The sequence below is a fragment of the Devosia salina genome, from assembly GCF_019504385.1.
In the GTDB taxonomy this organism is placed as follows: Bacteria; Pseudomonadota; Alphaproteobacteria; order Rhizobiales; family Devosiaceae; genus Devosia; species Devosia salina.
On sequence record NZ_CP080590.1, the window covers coordinates 796,879 to 812,767 of the forward strand.

Sequence of the window (15,889 nt, forward strand, 5' to 3'; positions counted from 1 at the left end):
TCGGGGAGCACCAGGATGCAGATGGCCACACTCTCGCGCTGGACACTTGCCTATTTCGGCTGCGCGCTGACCGCGCTGGTCGTGGCGCTAGCCCTGATCGGCTTGGGCTGGGCTTACCCCCAGAACCCGCTGGCTGCGCCCTCGACACTCATTGTCGTGCATCTGCTCGCCATTGGCTGGCTGAGCCTCTTGATGCTGGGCGCGCTGATGCAGTTCCTGCCGGTGCTGGTGGGGCGGGAGCTGGCATTGCCGGGCCTGGCGCCTGTTGCACTGGGCACGATCCTTGTTGGCCTTTTTCTCATGCTGTGCGGCTTTGCCGCCCTCGATGGCTGGCTTGGTAGTGCCGAACTGCTGCCGCTGGGCGGCCTGGTCGTGATCGCGGGCTTCGGCATCGCGGCGGTGCCGCTCTTTGCCACCCTGCTGCGCGCCAAATCCCTGCCGCTACCCGCCGGATTTGTGACCGTCGCGCTGATGAGCCTGCTCGTGGCCGCCATGCTCGGCGACACGCTGGCCGCCGCATTGGCCGGGCTGATCGGCGGCGATTTCGCGGTGGCGCTGGTGACCCATGGCGTGACCCTCCATGCCGGCTTTGGCCTGGGGGGCTGGCTGACCCTGGCGGCCATGGGTGTGAGCTACCGGCTGGTCTCGATGTTTCTGATTTCCCCCGAGCGCACGGGATGGGTGCCGCGGGTGGCCTTTCTCTCAGCTGTGGCCGGGTTGGCCCTCGCCTGCGCAGCGCTCGGGGTTCTCCTATGGCTGAACGCGCCATGGCCCCTCGGCCTGGCTGTGGTGGGTCTTGCGGCGCTCCTTGCTCTCGGCGCCTATCTGGGCGACGTGGTGACGCTCTATCGCCGCCGCCGGCGGGCCCAGCTCGAACTGCACATGATTGCGGCCATCGGCGCGTTCATCATGCTGGTTCTGGGGGTGCTGCTGCTCACCCTCGCCACCTGGCTGGGCTGGGAGGGTGCCGTGGCCGCAGCCGTGCATCTGCTCGGCCTGGGCTGGCTCAGTGGGCTGGGCCTGGCCATGCTCTACAAGATCATCCCGTTCCTGACCTGGCTTGAATGTTTCGCCCCGTCCATGGGCCGCCTGCCCACGCCGCGCGTGCAGGACATGGTGCGCGAAGCGCCGGCGCGGCTCGGTTTCGGCCTTTATTTCGGCGCCGTGACGGCGGGCGCGGTGGCCATTGCCGCAAGTGTTCCGGCTCTGCTGCAGCTGGCCGCAGTCCTGCAAATGGCGGCCGTTCTCTATCTGATCCACCACTTCTATCGGGCGCGGCGGCTCGCTGATCTGCCGCTGCTCTGGCAAGACCACCCCCGGCCGCGCCTGCTCTGGCCGGCACGCAATTTCAGGAGCCCCACATGACCGATCCTCTCGAACTGGACGTGCGTCCGCTGCTGCACAATGGCGGCGAGCCCTTCGGGGCCATCATGGGCGCCGTGGGCAGCCTGGCCCCGGGGCAGGGGCTGAGACTCTACGCCACCTTCCGGCCCGAGCCGCTGTTCAAGGTCATGCAGGCCAAGGGTTTCGACTACGAGGCGACCCCACTGGACGGCGGCGACTGGCAGGTGCTGTTCACGCCCGATGGCGCGGCATCCGAACCGGCGGGATCGCGCAGCGACGATCCGGACAACTGGCCCGACCCGGCGCACTATCTCGATTGCACCGAACTCGACCCGCCCGAGCCCATGGTGCGCATTCTGGCGCAATTGGAGGCCATGGCGAAGGGCGAGGTGCTGTTTGCCCTGCTGGCGCGGGAGCCGGTCTTCCTGTTCCCCGAGCTCGAAGCGCGCGGCCACGCCTGGGTCGGCGACTTCGATGCCGAAGGCACGACCTACCGGCTGATGATGCGGGCAGGTTCCCGGCCATGATTGCCAACCCGCGCATGGAGATGGAGGCCGACATAAGGGCCGCGCTGCGCGGGGTGATCGACCCCGAGCTTGGGCACAACATCATCGATCTCGGGATGGTCTATGATGTCGATGTGGTTGCCGATGGGGCCGTGGCCATCGTGATGACCACCACGGCGCGTTTCTGCCCGGCCAGCGCTTTTCTGCAAGGGGCAGTGGCTGCCGCCGCCGGGGCGGTGCCGGGGGTGATGGAGGTGCGGGTCGAACTCACCTACGACCCACCCTGGACCCCCGACCGCATGGCGCCGGAGATCGCCATGCGCTTCTGAGCCGGCGTCAGGCCGGGCGGGGCTTGCGGCGGGTCACCAGGGCGGGCGCGTATTCGACCAGATAGAGCGAGAACGCCGCCATCCAGCAGAGGCCGCTGAGCGACACCAGGATCAGATAGTGGTCCGGGATCAACACGGCCACGGGCCTGAGGATCGTCCCGACAATGATATACGCATAGCTGACGCCGGTGAGCAGCGGCGCGGTGAGCGGCAGGCCGGTATGACCGCGGGTCGCCCGGCTCATGATCGCCAGGGTCATCAGGCCGATGGCCCCGACGGTGAACACATGTAGCGCCGCTGTGGCTTCCAGCAGGCCGCTCGCGGCCAGAGCCATAGCAACAAAGCCGAGCGGGATCGCCGCATAGGCCAGGTGCAGCACCAGAACCAGCCGCTCCTCGCCCGTCTGCCATCCCTGCCAGCGCTTGAGCCGGGCCGCGTGCAGGGCCGCGGCGGCAAGGGCGATCAAACCGGTGGCCAATTGCTCCGGTGCGGCCACCCAGCAGACAAGCGCCGCCAGACCAACCAGAAGGGCAATGGTGTCGAGCCGGTCATAGGGAGCGGGCAGGGCGGTGACATGGCGCTTGGCCAGCCAATTGCGGGTGAAGCTGGGCACGACCCGCCCGCCGATAATGCCGATGAGCATGACATAGGCCGAGATCGCGAGCCGGCTGGCCAGGCCCGTATCGCCGTTCCAGATCACCAGCGCATGAAAGCCGCCATTGGCCAGCGCCAGGGCCAGAACGCCCGCCAGCACCTTGAGGTCGCGCCATTTGCGTCCGGTGACCACTTCGCGCAGGCAGATGGCAAGGAGCAGCGGCAGGAAGGCGAGATCGAGCGCGACGGCCCAGCCGAGACCCAGCAGTGTGGGCGCGATCAGGACCAGGCGGCCCAGTAACCAGACCAGGAACAGCAGGGCCAGGGGCGCACCGGACACCGGCAGGCGTCCGGTCCAGTTCGGGATGGCGGTCAGCAGGAACCCGGCCAGCGCCGCCGAGCTATAGCCGAACAGCATCTCATGGGCATGCCAGGCCGCGCCGCCATAGCCTTCCCCGATGGGCAGGCCCAACGCCAGGGCGCCGATCCAGAGGCCCATGGCGAGGACCGCCCAGATTCCGGCGCCGAGGAAAAAGGGGCGAAAGCCATAGGCCAGAATGACCGGGCCCGTATGAGCGATGCCGCGCGGCACCGGCTTGCGCTTGATGGCATGGATTTGATTCATTGACGGGCTCCGGAACTGGACGCTTCCGCCCTATCCCGCATTGCCCTGGCTATCCTTGCGCCAGCGCAAGGACCGATTGGCCTGGCTAGGCCTGGCCCTCTGCCAGCGCCTGCAGGCGGGCCTTGTCACGCACCAGCAGCTTTTGCCGCCCGCCCTTGACGATGCCCTGGCTCTCCCAGGCGCTGAACAGGCGCGATACCGTGTGCAGCGTCGTGCCGGTCATCTCGGCAACGTCCTGGCGGGTGAGGGGGAAGTCGATGCGCACACCATCATCCTCGCGCCGTCCGGCCTGATCCATCAGCCGCAGCACGGCATGGGCCACGCGGCGTTCGACTTCTTCGGTCGACATCTCGCGAATGCGGGTATGCGCCTCCTGCAGGCGCTGGCCGATTGTGCGCATGGCGTTGACCGCCATTTGCGGATTCTGCTCGACAATGCTGCCCCAGACTTCGTTGGGCCAGCACATGAGCACGCTTTCGGCGGCGGCGACAGGCGTGCCCGGATAGTCGTCGCGCTGCAGGGCCTGGGCAAAGCCGAAGAGGTCACCCGGATGCACCACGCGCACGATGATCTGCGATCCCTCCGGCGTCACCTGGGTGACCTTGAGCCGGCCATGCAGCAACAGGAAGAAGTGCGTCGCCCTCTGGCCCTGTTCGAAGACGGCCTCCCCGATGGGCAGGCGGCGCATGGACGCGCGCAGCAATAGCCGGTCCAGGGCGTCATCGGCCATGTTGGCAAAGAGCGGCAGGCTCTTGATCAGGCTGCGGTCGATATCGGCCAAAGGGCAGTTCCCCGACTTTCGATGTGCCTGAGATACATCAAAAGCCGCTGCAGCGATACCTGCGCCGCCGTCGCACCCGCCCCGGGCCAGCCCGTCACAGCCCGATCCGGTCGAGCAATTGCTCGTGCCAGGCCGGGCGCCGGACAAGCCTGAAGCCGAGATTGTCGGGTGGCAGGCCAACCGAGCAGCCGCCGCTCTTGGGGTCACGAATGAAATAGCTGGTCGAGGCCCTGTGCTTGCCCTCGATCACCCGGATCGTGCAGGCGGGCTGCTCGCTGAGGATCGCGCCGGCCGCGTCGACATGGATGCGCCGGTGGCAGGTATCGGTCCACTCCCAGACATTGCCGCTGAGATCCATGAGGCCACTGCTATTGGCCCCAAAATGGCCCTGAGGATGGGGCAGGGGATCGGCCGTGCGGCTGCGGGCCGCTTCTTCCCGGTACTCGGCGAGCCAACGCAGGGCCGGGTTGCCAACATCCTCAACATTTGCCGCCTCATCGACATAGCGTTCGGCCGCCGCATAGGCCCATTCAGCATCGGTGGGCAGTGTCCAGACCTGGCCGGTTTGTGCGCTCAGCCAGTCGGCATAGGCAATTGCATCCTGAAAGCTCACCCCGGTCACCGGGTAGCCGTCGAGCCCGGCTTCCGCCGTCGCCGCGCAGGCCCCATCGGCAACGCAGCGCGCATAGTCCTCGACGCTGACCTGGTGGCGCATGATGACGAGTGGCGCGGCGATGGTGGTGGTCACCCTGGGGCCGTCGATCGGCGCATTGTCCTGGAGGAAATGGCCCTCGGGCCGATAGGTGAGGTTCCCCGGAGGCAATGTGACAGTTGCGGGTGCAACAATTGCTGCCGGGCGGAACGGGTCCGGCAGCGATGGCGCCAGCTGGAAGGCCAAAGCACCCACGGCCACTGCCAGCAAGGTCGCAGGCAGCAGCAGGGTGGTTATGTCCTTGGCGCGAACAGCATGGGCCGTCATCTCTGCCTCCGGGAAAATGCCGATGCACGGGCGGACACCGGCAAGGCTTCGCCGGGGTCCTGGCGGGACCCCGGCGGAACCAATCAGATCGGGCTTGGTGCCAGCACGCTGGTCATCAGGTCGTCGTCCCATTCGCCCTCGACCACAAAATGGCCGGCGGCACCGAGTTCGAAGGCCTCGATCAGGTTGTGGTTCACATAGGCATAAACCCCCGGCTGGCGGAACGTGTAGACCGCCGCGCCGGCCGTACCACCGGGGATGAACCAGGTTTCCTGGTCGACATCGGGCGGCGTGTGGAACTTGCCCGTGGGCCAGACGAAATCGCCATGGCCACCGATCAGGTGTGGGCGGGTATCGCGGTTCGCCTGCGAGTGCAGGATCAGCACGGTCTCGCCCACATTGGCCTTGAGCGCATTGTCGCCGGTCAGGGCACCGACCTTGCCGTTAAAGACGATGTGGCTCGGTGTCAGCGTGCGCATGGCGGTGATGGTATCGGCATAGCCGTCGCCAATGCTCTCGAAGGCCATGTAATTGCCGTCCGCATCCTTGGGGACGTAGAAATCCTGCTCACCCACATAATAGACGCGATCATAGGTGATGAGGTTGCCTTGGGGATCCTTGAGGCCCTCGCGCGGCAGCACCGTGATGGCGCCGTTCATGCCCGAGGTGACGTGCCAGGGGACCATGCCCTCGGGCGCACAGTGATAGACAAACACACCGGCCTTGATTGCCTTGAAGCGCAGAATGGCCTTTTCGCCCGGATTGACATTGGTGAGCTTGGCGCCGCCCAGCGCGCCGGTGGCGGCATGGAAGTCGATATTGTGCGGCATGAGATTGGTGTCGGGATTGATCAGGGTCAGTTCGACATAGTCACCCTCGTGGACCACCATCATCGGGCCGGGCACCGAACCATTGAAGGTCATGGCCCACAATTCGACCCCCTCTTCCACTTCGTGCCGCTTTTCCTCGATCGTCATGGTGAACTCGACGATTTTGGGCGCGCCAGTCGCAACCTGCTCATGGGCATGCACAAAGGGCGGTGCGACCAGATCCACCTTGACACGTTCGAGCGTGTTGAAGTCCACCGCAGCAACGGCAGCAGCAGCCTCTTGCGCGGTGCTGGCGACGACTGCAGCAAGCTGGGCCGTTGCGCCAATCGCGGCAGCGCCAGCAAGCAATGCGCGGCGCGATAGCATGGTGTTATTAGTCATTTGTTTCTCCACGACTTGGCACGTGCTTCTTTGTGCCCTCGATCTGCAGACTATGTGGGTAGAGGCAATCCTTCGTTGATCGAGCGCAAATAAAATGCGCTCCTCTCGTACGCTCACTGCGTCGCTATATTTGCGATGGATCAAAGACGGGACGGACGTGCTTTTCTAGAAGGGCGGCAACGGGTCAGCCGACCCGATTGCCAAGGAGAACCCCGATGCGCGCAATCGCCGCCACCCTCTTCACCCTCGCTGCCCTGGGCGGCATGGCCGCTCCCGCATTGGCTGCGGACTACGAAATCCACATGCTGAACAAGGGCGAGGCCGGCACCATGGTGTTCGAGCCCAATTTCCTGGCCATTCAGCCGGGCGACACCGTGACCTTCATTCCCACCGACAAGAGCCACAATGTCGAAAATATCAAGGACATGATCCCGGACGGGGTCGAGCCCTTCAAGGGCAAGGTCAATGAGGAATTCACCATGACCTTCGACGTCCCGGGCCTCTATGGCTTCAAGTGCACGCCGCACTTTGCCATGGGCATGGTGGGCGCGATCGCCGTCGGCGACGAGCTGCCGAACCTGGATGCGGCCCGCGCGGTCAAGGTGCCCAACAAGGCGCAGGAGCGTCTCGACGCGGCCTATGCCGGCCTCGGCCTCTGAACACTTCGTCTGAGCGATCTCGACCCTCCCGCTCCCGCGGGAGGGTTTTTTGTGCTGCGGGGCCCATTTGCCCGGCCCGGCAAACCGGCTAATCTGGTCCCCAGCGATCGAGGGGAACGAGTCCAGCTGTGACCGAGCAAGAGCCAGACCATGCCGACCTGATCGGGCAGGCCCGCAAATTGCAGGCCATGCTCGAATCTGCGGTCGATGCCATCATCACCATTGATGGCCGCGGCATCATCACCACGGTCAATCCGGCAACGGCCCGCCTGTTCGACTATGCCCAGGACGAGTTCATCGGGCGCAATGTCCATTTCCTGATGCCCGAGCCATACCACTCGGCGCATGACGGCTATATCGCCAACTACCGGGCCACCGGCACGCGCAAGATCATCGGCATCGGCCGTGAAGTCACCGGGCGGCGGCGCGATGGCTCGACCTTCCCCATGCATCTGGCCGTCAGCGAATTCGAGATGGATGGGCGGGTGCACTTTACCGGCATTATCCACGACCTCTCCGGTCAGAAGGCGACGGAGCAGGCCCTGCGCCAGGCCCAGAAGATGGAAGCCATGGGCCAGCTGACCGGCGGCCTTGCCCATGATTTCAACAACCTCCTCACGGTCATCATCGGCAATCTCGAGATGCTCGAGGGCAAGCTGACCACGACCGGGCAGCGCGAACTGGCCACCGAAGCGCTCGAGGCCGCCGATCTCGGGGCGCGGCTGACGGCCCGGCTCCTCGCCTTTGCGCGGCGCTCGCATCTCGAGCCCGAAGTGGTCAACCTCAACGACTTCGTGCTGGGCCTGACCGACATGCTGCACCGCACGCTGGGGTCGACCATTTCGCTGTCAAATGCGCTCAAACCCAGGCTCTGGTCGACCCGGATCGATCCGTCGCAGGTGGAGAGCGCCATCGTCAATCTGGCGGTCAACGCGCGAGACGCCATGCCCGAAGGCGGCCGTTTGATCATTGAAACGGGCAATGTCAGCATCGACGCCTCGATGTCGGAGGATCTCGAAGGGCTGCCGAAGGGAGACTATGTGCGGCTCTCGGTGGCCGATACCGGCCAGGGCATGCCGCCCGCGGTGCGCGAACGCGCTTTCGAGCCCTTCTTCACCACCAAGGAGAAAGGGCGCGGCACCGGGCTCGGCCTTTCCATGATCTATGGTTTCGCCAAGCAATCGGGCGGCCACGCCACCATCTATAGCGAGCCCGGGCGCGGCACGACCGTCAATATCTACCTGCCGCGCCATGCTGACTCGATCACCCCGGAAACCGCGCCCGAGGAAGTCGGACCCGCCGCGACGGGCAAGACCGTCCTGGTCGTCGAGGATGATCCCAGGGTGCGCAAGCTCACCGTGACGCGCCTCGAAAGCCTGGGCTACGCGACGCTGGTGGCGGCGGACGCGCATGAGGCACTGGCCGTTCTGGGCAGTGGCGCCGAGGTGGACCTGGTGTTCACCGACCTGGTCATGCCCGGAGGCCTCTCCGGCTATGAACTGGCGCACCGGGTCGCCGCCGAATGGCCACATCTTCCCGTGCTGCTGACCTCGGGCTATGCCGATGAACTGGTGCGGCGGGACGAGGACGCCATCGCCCACCTCAAGGTGCTCAACAAGCCCTATCGCCTCGCCGACCTGGCCAATGCCATCGCCGAGGCACTCGACAGCGAGCGCTAGGTCAGCTCTCGAGGCTGCGCGGGGTGAAGCTGTAGCCGGCGCCCCGTACCGTCTTGATGAGCTGCGGATTGCGCGTGTCGGTCTCGATCAGCTTGCGCAGCCGGGCCACCTGATTGTCGATGCTGCGGTCGTTGGGGGCCCAGTCGTGCCCCTTGAGCAGGTCCATGATCCTGTCCCGGTCCAGCACCGCATGGGCATTGCGGCAGAACATCAGCAGCAGGTCGAATTCGCCGGTCGTCAGGCCAATGTCATTGCCGTCCGGGCCGACAAGGCTGCGCCGGGTCGGGTCGAGCACGAAACCGTCGAAGCGAATGAGACCGCCCGATGACGCCGCGGGAGCGCCGCCCGCAGCACTGCGCCGCAGTACGCTGCGAATGCGCGCCAGCACTTCGCGCAGGTGAAAAGGCTTGGCGATATAGTCGTCAGCGCCCAGCTCGAGGCCGACGATGCGGTCGATCATGTCGCCCTTGCCGGTGATCATGATGATCGGCACCTCCGAGACCTGCCGGATCTGGCGGGCCACGGCCAGCCCGTCGGCGCGTCCCAGATTGAGGTCCAGCGTCACCAGGTCCACGCCGCCGCGCAGCGCCGCCTCGATATTTTCGCCATCCCCCGACTCGCTGACGCGATAGCCCTCGTCTTCGAGACAGCGACGCAGCATGCGGCGAATCTGCGCATCGTCGTCCACGATAAGGATGTGGTGCGTCTGCATGGGGCGATGGGCCAGGTTGCGCCGTTACAATCGGTTACAATTACCGGATAGGCCGATTACGTCCGCGTGGTCAATTCCGTTTCACCACAGCGGAATGGAGCCGAAAAATGTACCTGTTTCCCCACGCAGCCCCCGAGAGCCACGCGGAGCGCAATGCGGCCGACGCGCCGGGTCGCGTGGTCGGCGCCACCACAGTGCTGTTCCATGAAGGCGACCACGCCGACGCCCTCTATGAAGTGGTGACCGGCGTCTTCCGGGCAACCAAGGTGTTCCAGGATGGCCGCCGCCAGGTCGTCGCCTTCGCCTATCCCGGCGACATTATCGGTTTTGGTCATGGCGATGCCTATCGCTTCGATTGCGACGCACTGACCCCGGCCCGGGTACAGGTGACCGCGCGTGGCGACATTTCGCAGGCCATGCGCCAGCGCCCCGAACTGGGCGAGAAGCTGCTGACCCTGGCCGCCGGCGAAATCGCCAGCATGCATGAGCTTTCGCTGCTGCTGTGCCGCAAGTCGGCCATGGAACGCATCGCCGGTTTCCTGCTCTCGCTGGCCACCCGCACCGGCAAGCTGGCCAATGACCAGCGCATCAGCCTGCCCATGTGCCGCGCCGACATCGCCGATCACCTGGGGCTGACGATCGAGACGGTCAGCCGCAACCTCACCAAGCTCAAGCTGCGGGGCATCATTGACCTGCCGGGGCGGGGCAATTTCATCCTGCGCGACCTCGGACGCCTGCAGGCGCTGGCCGAATGCGAGGCTGTGGTCCACTGATCCGAAATGCCGCGTGCCCGTTTCGCTATCGCCCACTTTGACAGCACCGAAGCCGCCCATGCAATGCGCCGGGCCCTGATCGCCCAAGGCGCAAGCGGCATCGAGATTCGCGCCGATGACGTTGCGGTCGGTGCAGATGGCTGCCGGCTCGAAGTGATTCTGCCACCCACCATCGAGCGCCGTCTGCTCGAGATCCTGCTGTCCAGTGAAGCCAGCCGGGTCGAGGTCCACGATAGAGACAGCTGAGCTCGACCGGGTCCGAGCCTCAGGCCGGTAGCCCGTTCATATAGGCGAGATTGCGCGCGGCGAGCTGCAGCGGCGTTTCGCTGGCGTTCTCGGCCATGTCCTGCTCGACGACGACGGGCCCATCAAACCCGCGATCGGTCAGGAGGCGCATCACCGCCTGGATATCGACGGCGCCATCGGGCAAGGGACACATGACCCCGGCGGCGTATGAATCGCTGACCGCAAGTTCGCCCGAGAGAACGCGGGCGCGCACCGCCGGGTCGACATTTTTCAGGTGCATATAGGCGATGCGGGGAAAGACCTTCTCCATATAGGCAATCGGGTCCTGGTCCCAGAAGGCATGGTGGCCGGTATCAAAGCAAAGATCGATTTCGGTGTCGGCCAGGAAGCGGTCGATCTGCGCCTCCTTCTCGATGGCGGTGCCGATATGCGGATGGAAGCTGAGCTTGAGGCCGAATTCATCTTCGACCAGCTTGCGGGCATCGGCCACCATGTTGATGAGGCCGCGCCAGCCTGATTCATCCAGAACGCCTTCCTGGCCCGGAGGATAGGCATTGCTTTCGTCCATGATGACCAGGTGCCGGGCCTCCAGCGAGACAAGCAGGCGGGCCAGTTCGGCCAATGTGGCCATGAACTGTGGTGTCGTCCCCGTATCGCTGAAGGTGTGGACATGGGTGACGCCGATCAGGGTCAGTCCGCGGCGGTCCAGCTCGGCCTTGAGCAGGTTCGCATCCTTGGGCAGGAAGCCGAATGGCCCCAGCTCCGTGCCGCGATATCCGGCCGCTGCCACTTCATCGAGATATTGCTGCCAGGTGAAGCTGTTGCCAATGGGGTAGGTGATGCCCCAGGAACAGGGCGCATTGCCGATCAGCATGGTCAGGCCTCGACATAAATGGGGTTGCTCAGGGCCCGCCGGATGGGCTGCTGGGCAAGGTCGGCGCCCTTGAGCTGCCAGGGCAGGTCGCGGCCGTCGAGCGCGGAGGTGAACTCGTCAATCATGCGCGGCCGGCTCGCAGCGGCGATGACTTCGGCGCGGATGAATGTCTTGACCTGGGGCAGTGGGAGGGTGACGGACCAGTCGTCGCTGCCGATCTCGACATCGACCACGGGACCGGTCGCATCGATCAGCACCAGGCGATCGCCGGCAGCACCGCGAATAACCGCGTCGATGGCAGGGATGGCGCTGGCCGTTCCGCCCATCGCTATTTCGCCAGTGCGGATTTCGAGATGCGGGCCAGTGGGACTTTCGGTGACATAGCCGTGGCCTGACTTCATCGCGGCCAGCACCGCGTCCTCGCTCAACTCGGGCAGGAACAGCACTGTGGTCGGGCGTGCCAGCACCAGCGGTCCCTCAGGCAGGAGCCGGTCGGGCTGATGGAAATCCGAGCCACCAATGGCCGACAGCTTCATGCCGGAGGCGAGGCGGCGCTGATAGCGCTCCAGCGAGACCCAGTTCCAGGCCATCCAGGTCGATTGCCACACTTCCTGGCAGTCAGCGGCGGGGAAGTCGTAGTCCCAGGGAATGGTGGGCTTGTCGTGATTGATCGAGAGCAGCCCGCCCTTGTCATGCACCAGGCGCTCCAGCACATGGGCGTCCGAGGGGCTGGTCATGCGAAAATCGATCCACTCGTCCACGCCATAGACATTGGCGTGGCCCACGGCGGTGGTCACTTCCATGGCGCGCACAAAGACCAGGTCCGGCGAGGATTGGGGGTGAAAATAGCGTCGCTGGGTGATGGTGTTGTGGTCGGCAATGGCGAGAAAATCGAGGCCCGCCTGCTTGGCGGCAGCATGCAGCAGTTCCGGGGCGCCGCGCGCATCGGAATGATAGGTGTGGCAATGCAGGTCGCCCCTGTACCAGCCGGCTTCGGATCGTACTGGAAAGGTGCGGGCCGGCTGCGGCTCCAATTTGCGGGGGGCGCTGTCGAGAGCGATGGAGACCGTCACGTCCGCTCCGGCCTCGGGAACCTGGTAGAGCCCGAGGATGACGTTCCAGGTGCCGGGGTGGATCTCGCCATGGATATAGCCCGGCGTCGCGTCATCGGTGGCAATGAAATAGCGGTCGCGCGCGCCGCCGCTCCAACCACGAAAGCCCTCTGCGGTCGGATAACCCGTGTCGCGCGGGTCGAACGCGCCCAGATCGATGATGCAGTCCTCGGCCTTGGCATAGCTGAGGGTCACATCGATGCGGGTCGTGCCTTCGGGGACGTCAAAGGGAATGTAGTAGTAGGGGTTTGCGGCCTGGTCGGCGCGGGTGACGTGGGCGATGATGGTTTTCATGGCTGTTTCTCAGACTGCGGCGCCGCAGATGGCTCCGAACCCCCACCCTTGGTCCCTCCCCACAAAGGGGAGGGAGACGATGAGCTCAGGCGCCGAGGTCCTGCGCCTCCCTCCCCTTGATGGGGAGGGAATGAGGGTGGGGTGATGACGCAAGCCGTGGTGCCGCGCACGCATCACTCCCCAACGGCGGGGATGCGCTTGCCGGCCGCGTCGAACAGATGCACGTGCTCGGCCGAAAAGCTCAGGCTCACCTGGTCGGAGACGTCCAGGTGGTCGTCGGTAAAGATGCGGGCGGTGACGCGGGCGCCTTCGCCACGATCGATGGTGACCAGGCTTTCCGGGCCCATGTTTTCATTGGCAAAGAGCGGGGCGCTGATGGAGTTGATCGCACCGGCCGCCGTGAGCGAGAGATGCTCGGGCCGGACGCCAAGCGTCAGTTTCGAACTATTTGCCAGTGCCTTGCCGATCGCATCGGTCATGGGCAGGCCGGCCATGGTCAGCCCTTCGCCCTTGAGCGCCAGCTGTCCATCGACCTGTGTGCCCTCGACCTCGACCAGGTTCATCGGCGGATTGCCCACGAAATTGGCGACGAAGGTGGTGGCCGGGCGACGATAGATTTCGATGGGCGAAGCGTATTGGACAATCTTGCCCTGATCCATCACCGCAATGCGGGTGGCGAGCGCCATGGCCTCGGCCTGGTCATGGGTCACATAGACCGCCGTCATCCCCATGTCGCGCTGCAAGTGGTTGAGGAAACCGCGGGCTTCCAGGCGCAGCTTGGCATCGAGGTTGGAGAGCGGTTCGTCGAAGAGATAGACCTTGGCCGGATAAACCAGGGCGCGGGCGAGCGAGGTGCGCTGCTGCTGGCCGCCCGAGATCTGGCTGGGCAGGCGATCCATGAGATGGCCGATCTTGAGCACGTCGGCGACCTCGCGGGCGCGCCCATGGCGGCTGGCGACGGCTTCGCCGCGCACCTTGAGCGGATAGGCGATGTTGTCGGCCAGGTTCATATGCGGATAGAGCGCATAATCCTGGAACACCATGGCGATGTTGCGGTCCTTGGGGTGGAGATGCGTTACCTCCTCGCCGCCGATCAGGATCTGGCCGGAGGTCGGCGTTTCGAGCCCCGCCATCATGCGCAGAGAGGTGGTCTTGCCGCAGCCCGAGGGCCCGAGCAGGCAGACGAACTCACCATCGCCAATATCGAAATTGACGTCAGAGACGGCCTTGAAGTCGCCAAAGCTCTTGGTGACGTTTTTGAATTCAACAGATGCCATGGATGATCAAGCCTTGATGCCGCCGAAGAACCGGAAGCCGAACTTCCAGCTGACGAAGAGATAGAGCGCCACGACGGGCAGGGAGTAGATGAGCGAATAGGCGGCCAGCAGCGTGACGATGGGCGTGCCCGCCTCCGAATAGAAGGAATAGATGGCCACCGAAGCCGGCATGTTGTCCGAGCTACGGAGGAGGATGAAGGGGATCAGGAACGAGCCCCAGATATTGACGAAGGCCCAGACGACCACGACCACGATGCCAGGCCGGATGACCGGCAGGGCCACGTCGAAAAAGGCCTGCACCGGCGAGGCGCCCGCCACCATGGCGCTTTCCTCATACGACTTGGGAATGGAATCGATGAAGTCACGCAGGATGAACATGGCGGTGGGCAGCAACCCGCCGGCGAAGGTGAGAATGACCGCGATATGGGTATCCATGATGCCGGCGGCCGAGATGATGAGGAAGATCGGCACCATCGCTGCCGATCCCGAAACCACCGAGGAAAACAGCAGCAGGATATAGGTGACCGCACCCTTGCCCGGCACCGAGGAGCGCGACAGGGCATAGGCGGCCAGCGTCGCCGCGGCGCCGACCAGGATGACGCCGCCGGTGGCCTGGATGAAGCTGTTCCACAGCGCCTGCACGGCATAGGAATTGCCGAACACGGTGACGAAATTGCTCAGCGTCCAGGGGTCGGGCAGCGCCAGCCCCATCTCGGCCTGCGCGTTGAACGGCGCAAACAGGAACCACAGGAGCGGCAGGGCGAAGACGGCACCGATCAGCGCGGCAAGGGCGGAGAAGGCGATGCGGCCGACAAAGGCGGGCAGGGTCAGGTTCATGGCGCGATCCTCAGGACTTCGGGGCCTTCTTGCGGCCCAGGCGCAGATAGACGAGCGCAAAGGCCAGGTTGATCAGCATCATGATGACGCCCACGGCGGCGCCCTTGCCGAACTGGAAGTCCTGGAAGGCGACGCGGTAATTGTAGATCGACACCAGCTCCGTCCGGTAGCTCGGCCCGCCATTGGTCAAAAGGAACGGCGTGAACGTGTTGAAGGTCCACATGGTGATGAGGATGAGATCGGTGACGATATGGCCGCGAATGAGCGGCAGGCCGATATCGCGGAATTTCTGCCAGCTGGAGGCGCCGGCCACGTCCGCGGCCTGGAAATAGCTCGGTGGAATGGACGAAAACGCCGAGTTGAACAGCATCATCGAGAAGGCCGCGCCGCGCCAGGTGTTGAACACCACGATGACCCAGAAGGGCTGCTGCAGCAGGAAATCGCCCTGCGGCAGGCCGAGGCCGGTGAGCAGCGCATTGAGCGTACCATTGTCGCGATCGAGAAAGGCGAACCAGGCAAAACCGATGACCACTTCGGGCAGGATCCAGGCAGCGATGACGAAGGTTTCGGTGATGCGCTTGATCCAGGGTGGCACGGTCTGGATCAGCCAGGCCAGCAGAAGGCCGAGCAGGGCCTGGCCGATCAGCGCCGAGGCCAGCACGAATTGCGTGGTCAGGATCAGCGAAAAACCGAACTGGCCGCGCTGGAAGAAGGTCGCCGGGTCGAATAGGGCCAGGTAATTGCCCAGGCCGACAAAGTCGGGATTGAGCGCGGTCTTGCCGATCAGCGTCCGGTTGGTGAAGGAGACAAAGATCACCCAGAAGAACGGGACGATGACGAAGACCGATACCAGAAGTCCGGCCGGCAGCATGAAGGCTGCGCCGGCTCGATTGGACAGGAGCGCGAAGTTGCGCGACTTGCGCTTGGGCCGCGTGGTGATGGGTTCGGTGGTCATGGGCTTCGCCTTGGTCTGAGGCATGGCATGGCTCGACGCTCGTCACACTATGTGCCACCCTCGGGCTTGACCCGAGGGCCACGCGCAGCATGTGCCTGTGTC

General features: G+C 64.9%; 17 protein-coding genes. 7 read left to right on the forward strand and 10 right to left on the reverse strand.

Annotated elements, in window-relative coordinates:
- Window positions 1-15 precede the first annotated feature (15 nt).
- From K1X15_RS03815 to K1X15_RS03825, 3 genes are read left to right on the forward strand one after another with little or no spacing between them, the layout of a single operon-like run.
- Window positions 16-1,365 carry a hypothetical protein gene (locus tag K1X15_RS03815; protein ID WP_220306160.1) on the forward strand — a complete coding sequence of 450 codons (1,350 nt, stop codon included), beginning with the start codon at window positions 16-18 and terminating at the stop codon, window positions 1,363-1,365.
- On the forward strand, window positions 1,362-1,871 hold the full coding sequence (locus K1X15_RS03820; RefSeq protein WP_220306161.1) for a DUF2249 domain-containing protein: 510 nt from the start codon (window positions 1,362-1,364) through the stop codon (window positions 1,869-1,871). Before K1X15_RS03815 ends, K1X15_RS03820 begins: the two co-directional genes overlap by 4 nt.
- Window positions 1,868-2,179, forward strand: coding sequence for a metal-sulfur cluster assembly factor (locus tag K1X15_RS03825; RefSeq protein ID WP_220306162.1), 312 nt, complete (start codon window positions 1,868-1,870; stop codon window positions 2,177-2,179). The genes K1X15_RS03820 and K1X15_RS03825 overlap by 4 nt, the downstream gene beginning before the upstream one ends.
- A gap of 7 nt (window positions 2,180-2,186) precedes the next feature.
- On the opposite strand, the gene K1X15_RS03830 is transcribed toward K1X15_RS03825, so the two are convergent.
- The 4 genes from K1X15_RS03830 to nirK form a co-directional block, all read right to left on the reverse strand.
- Window positions 2,187-3,398, reverse strand: coding sequence for an NnrS family protein (locus tag K1X15_RS03830; RefSeq protein ID WP_220306163.1), 1,212 nt, complete (start codon window positions 3,396-3,398; stop codon window positions 2,187-2,189).
- 85 nt (window positions 3,399-3,483) lie between these two features.
- Window positions 3,484-4,179 carry a Crp/Fnr family transcriptional regulator gene (locus tag K1X15_RS03835; RefSeq protein ID WP_240549653.1) on the reverse strand — a complete coding sequence of 232 codons (696 nt, stop codon included), beginning with the start codon at window positions 4,177-4,179 and terminating at the stop codon, window positions 3,484-3,486.
- 94 nt (window positions 4,180-4,273) lie between these two features.
- Window positions 4,274-5,158: a formylglycine-generating enzyme family protein gene (locus K1X15_RS03840; RefSeq protein WP_220306164.1), complete on the reverse strand. Its 885-nt coding sequence runs from the start codon at window positions 5,156-5,158 to the stop codon at window positions 4,274-4,276.
- Window positions 5,159-5,241: 83 nt separating this feature from the next.
- The gene (nirK, locus tag K1X15_RS03845; protein WP_220306165.1) at window positions 5,242-6,369 is read right to left on the reverse strand and encodes a copper-containing nitrite reductase; all 1,128 of its coding nucleotides are present in this window, start codon (window positions 6,367-6,369) and stop codon (window positions 5,242-5,244) included.
- A 215-nt stretch (window positions 6,370-6,584) separates the two neighbouring features.
- Between nirK and K1X15_RS03850 the strand changes: the two genes are divergently transcribed.
- Together K1X15_RS03850 and K1X15_RS03855 are read left to right on the forward strand one after the other, a co-directional pair.
- A complete protein-coding gene (locus tag K1X15_RS03850) occupies window positions 6,585-7,028 on the forward strand; it encodes a pseudoazurin (protein ID WP_220306166.1) in 444 nt (147 codons plus the stop codon).
- A 128-nt stretch (window positions 7,029-7,156) separates the two neighbouring features.
- On the forward strand, window positions 7,157-8,707 hold the full coding sequence (locus K1X15_RS03855; RefSeq protein WP_220306167.1) for a PAS domain S-box protein: 1,551 nt from the start codon (window positions 7,157-7,159) through the stop codon (window positions 8,705-8,707).
- Window position 8,708: 1 nt separating this feature from the next.
- Here the strand turns inward: K1X15_RS03855 and K1X15_RS03860 are convergent, their stop codons facing one another.
- Window positions 8,709-9,419: a response regulator gene (locus tag K1X15_RS03860; protein WP_220306168.1), complete on the reverse strand. Its 711-nt coding sequence runs from the start codon at window positions 9,417-9,419 to the stop codon at window positions 8,709-8,711.
- 107 nt (window positions 9,420-9,526) lie between these two features.
- On the opposite strand from K1X15_RS03860, the gene K1X15_RS03865 reads away from it, so the two are divergent.
- Window positions 9,527-10,192, forward strand: a complete 666-nt coding sequence (locus tag K1X15_RS03865; protein WP_220306169.1) for a helix-turn-helix domain-containing protein — start codon at window positions 9,527-9,529, stop codon at window positions 10,190-10,192.
- Window positions 10,193-10,198: 6 nt separating this feature from the next.
- A complete protein-coding gene (locus K1X15_RS03870; protein WP_220306170.1) occupies window positions 10,199-10,438 on the forward strand; it encodes a hypothetical protein in 240 nt (79 codons plus the stop codon).
- A 19-nt stretch (window positions 10,439-10,457) separates the two neighbouring features.
- Here the strand turns inward: K1X15_RS03870 and K1X15_RS03875 are convergent, their stop codons facing one another.
- The 5 genes from K1X15_RS03875 to K1X15_RS03895 form a co-directional block, all read right to left on the reverse strand.
- Complete coding sequence (locus tag K1X15_RS03875) at window positions 10,458-11,312, reverse strand: sugar phosphate isomerase/epimerase family protein (RefSeq protein ID WP_220306171.1); 855 nt, start codon at window positions 11,310-11,312, stop codon at window positions 10,458-10,460.
- 2 nt (window positions 11,313-11,314) lie between these two features.
- Window positions 11,315-12,718 carry a CehA/McbA family metallohydrolase gene (locus tag K1X15_RS03880; protein ID WP_220306172.1) on the reverse strand — a complete coding sequence of 468 codons (1,404 nt, stop codon included), beginning with the start codon at window positions 12,716-12,718 and terminating at the stop codon, window positions 11,315-11,317.
- A gap of 173 nt (window positions 12,719-12,891) precedes the next feature.
- The gene (locus K1X15_RS03885; protein ID WP_220306173.1) at window positions 12,892-13,995 is read right to left on the reverse strand and encodes an ABC transporter ATP-binding protein; all 1,104 of its coding nucleotides are present in this window, start codon (window positions 13,993-13,995) and stop codon (window positions 12,892-12,894) included.
- Window positions 13,996-14,001: 6 nt separating this feature from the next.
- Entirely contained in the window at window positions 14,002-14,832 is an 831-nt protein-coding gene (locus tag K1X15_RS03890) for a carbohydrate ABC transporter permease (protein ID WP_220306174.1), read from the reverse strand.
- Window positions 14,833-14,842: 10 nt separating this feature from the next.
- The gene (locus K1X15_RS03895) at window positions 14,843-15,787 is read right to left on the reverse strand and encodes a carbohydrate ABC transporter permease (protein ID WP_220306175.1); all 945 of its coding nucleotides are present in this window, start codon (window positions 15,785-15,787) and stop codon (window positions 14,843-14,845) included.
- Window positions 15,788-15,889 lie beyond the last annotated feature (102 nt).

Coding starts and splice junctions, on each gene's coding strand:
- K1X15_RS03895 (WP_220306175.1), bottom strand. CDS start 15,787: ATGACCACCGAACCCATCACCACGCGGCCCAAGCGCAAGTCGCGCAAC.
- nirK (WP_220306165.1), bottom strand. CDS start 6,369: ATGACTAATAACACCATGCTATCGCGCCGCGCATTGCTTGCTGGCGCT.
- K1X15_RS03885 (WP_220306173.1), bottom strand. CDS start 13,995: ATGGCATCTGTTGAATTCAAAAACGTCACCAAGAGCTTTGGCGACTTC.
- K1X15_RS03815 (WP_220306160.1), top strand. CDS start 16: ATGCAGATGGCCACACTCTCGCGCTGGACACTTGCCTATTTCGGCTGC.
- K1X15_RS03870 (WP_220306170.1), top strand. CDS start 10,199: ATGCCGCGTGCCCGTTTCGCTATCGCCCACTTTGACAGCACCGAAGCC.
- K1X15_RS03820 (WP_220306161.1), top strand. CDS start 1,362: ATGACCGATCCTCTCGAACTGGACGTGCGTCCGCTGCTGCACAATGGC.
- K1X15_RS03860 (WP_220306168.1), bottom strand. CDS start 9,419: ATGCAGACGCACCACATCCTTATCGTGGACGACGATGCGCAGATTCGC.
- K1X15_RS03830 (WP_220306163.1), bottom strand. CDS start 3,398: ATGAATCAAATCCATGCCATCAAGCGCAAGCCGGTGCCGCGCGGCATC.
- K1X15_RS03825 (WP_220306162.1), top strand. CDS start 1,868: ATGATTGCCAACCCGCGCATGGAGATGGAGGCCGACATAAGGGCCGCG.
- K1X15_RS03840 (WP_220306164.1), bottom strand. CDS start 5,158: ATGACGGCCCATGCTGTTCGCGCCAAGGACATAACCACCCTGCTGCTG.
- K1X15_RS03875 (WP_220306171.1), bottom strand. CDS start 11,312: ATGCTGATCGGCAATGCGCCCTGTTCCTGGGGCATCACCTACCCCATT.
- K1X15_RS03865 (WP_220306169.1), top strand. CDS start 9,527: ATGTACCTGTTTCCCCACGCAGCCCCCGAGAGCCACGCGGAGCGCAAT.
- K1X15_RS03850 (WP_220306166.1), top strand. CDS start 6,585: ATGCGCGCAATCGCCGCCACCCTCTTCACCCTCGCTGCCCTGGGCGGC.
- K1X15_RS03890 (WP_220306174.1), bottom strand. CDS start 14,832: ATGAACCTGACCCTGCCCGCCTTTGTCGGCCGCATCGCCTTCTCCGCC.
- K1X15_RS03880 (WP_220306172.1), bottom strand. CDS start 12,718: ATGAAAACCATCATCGCCCACGTCACCCGCGCCGACCAGGCCGCAAAC.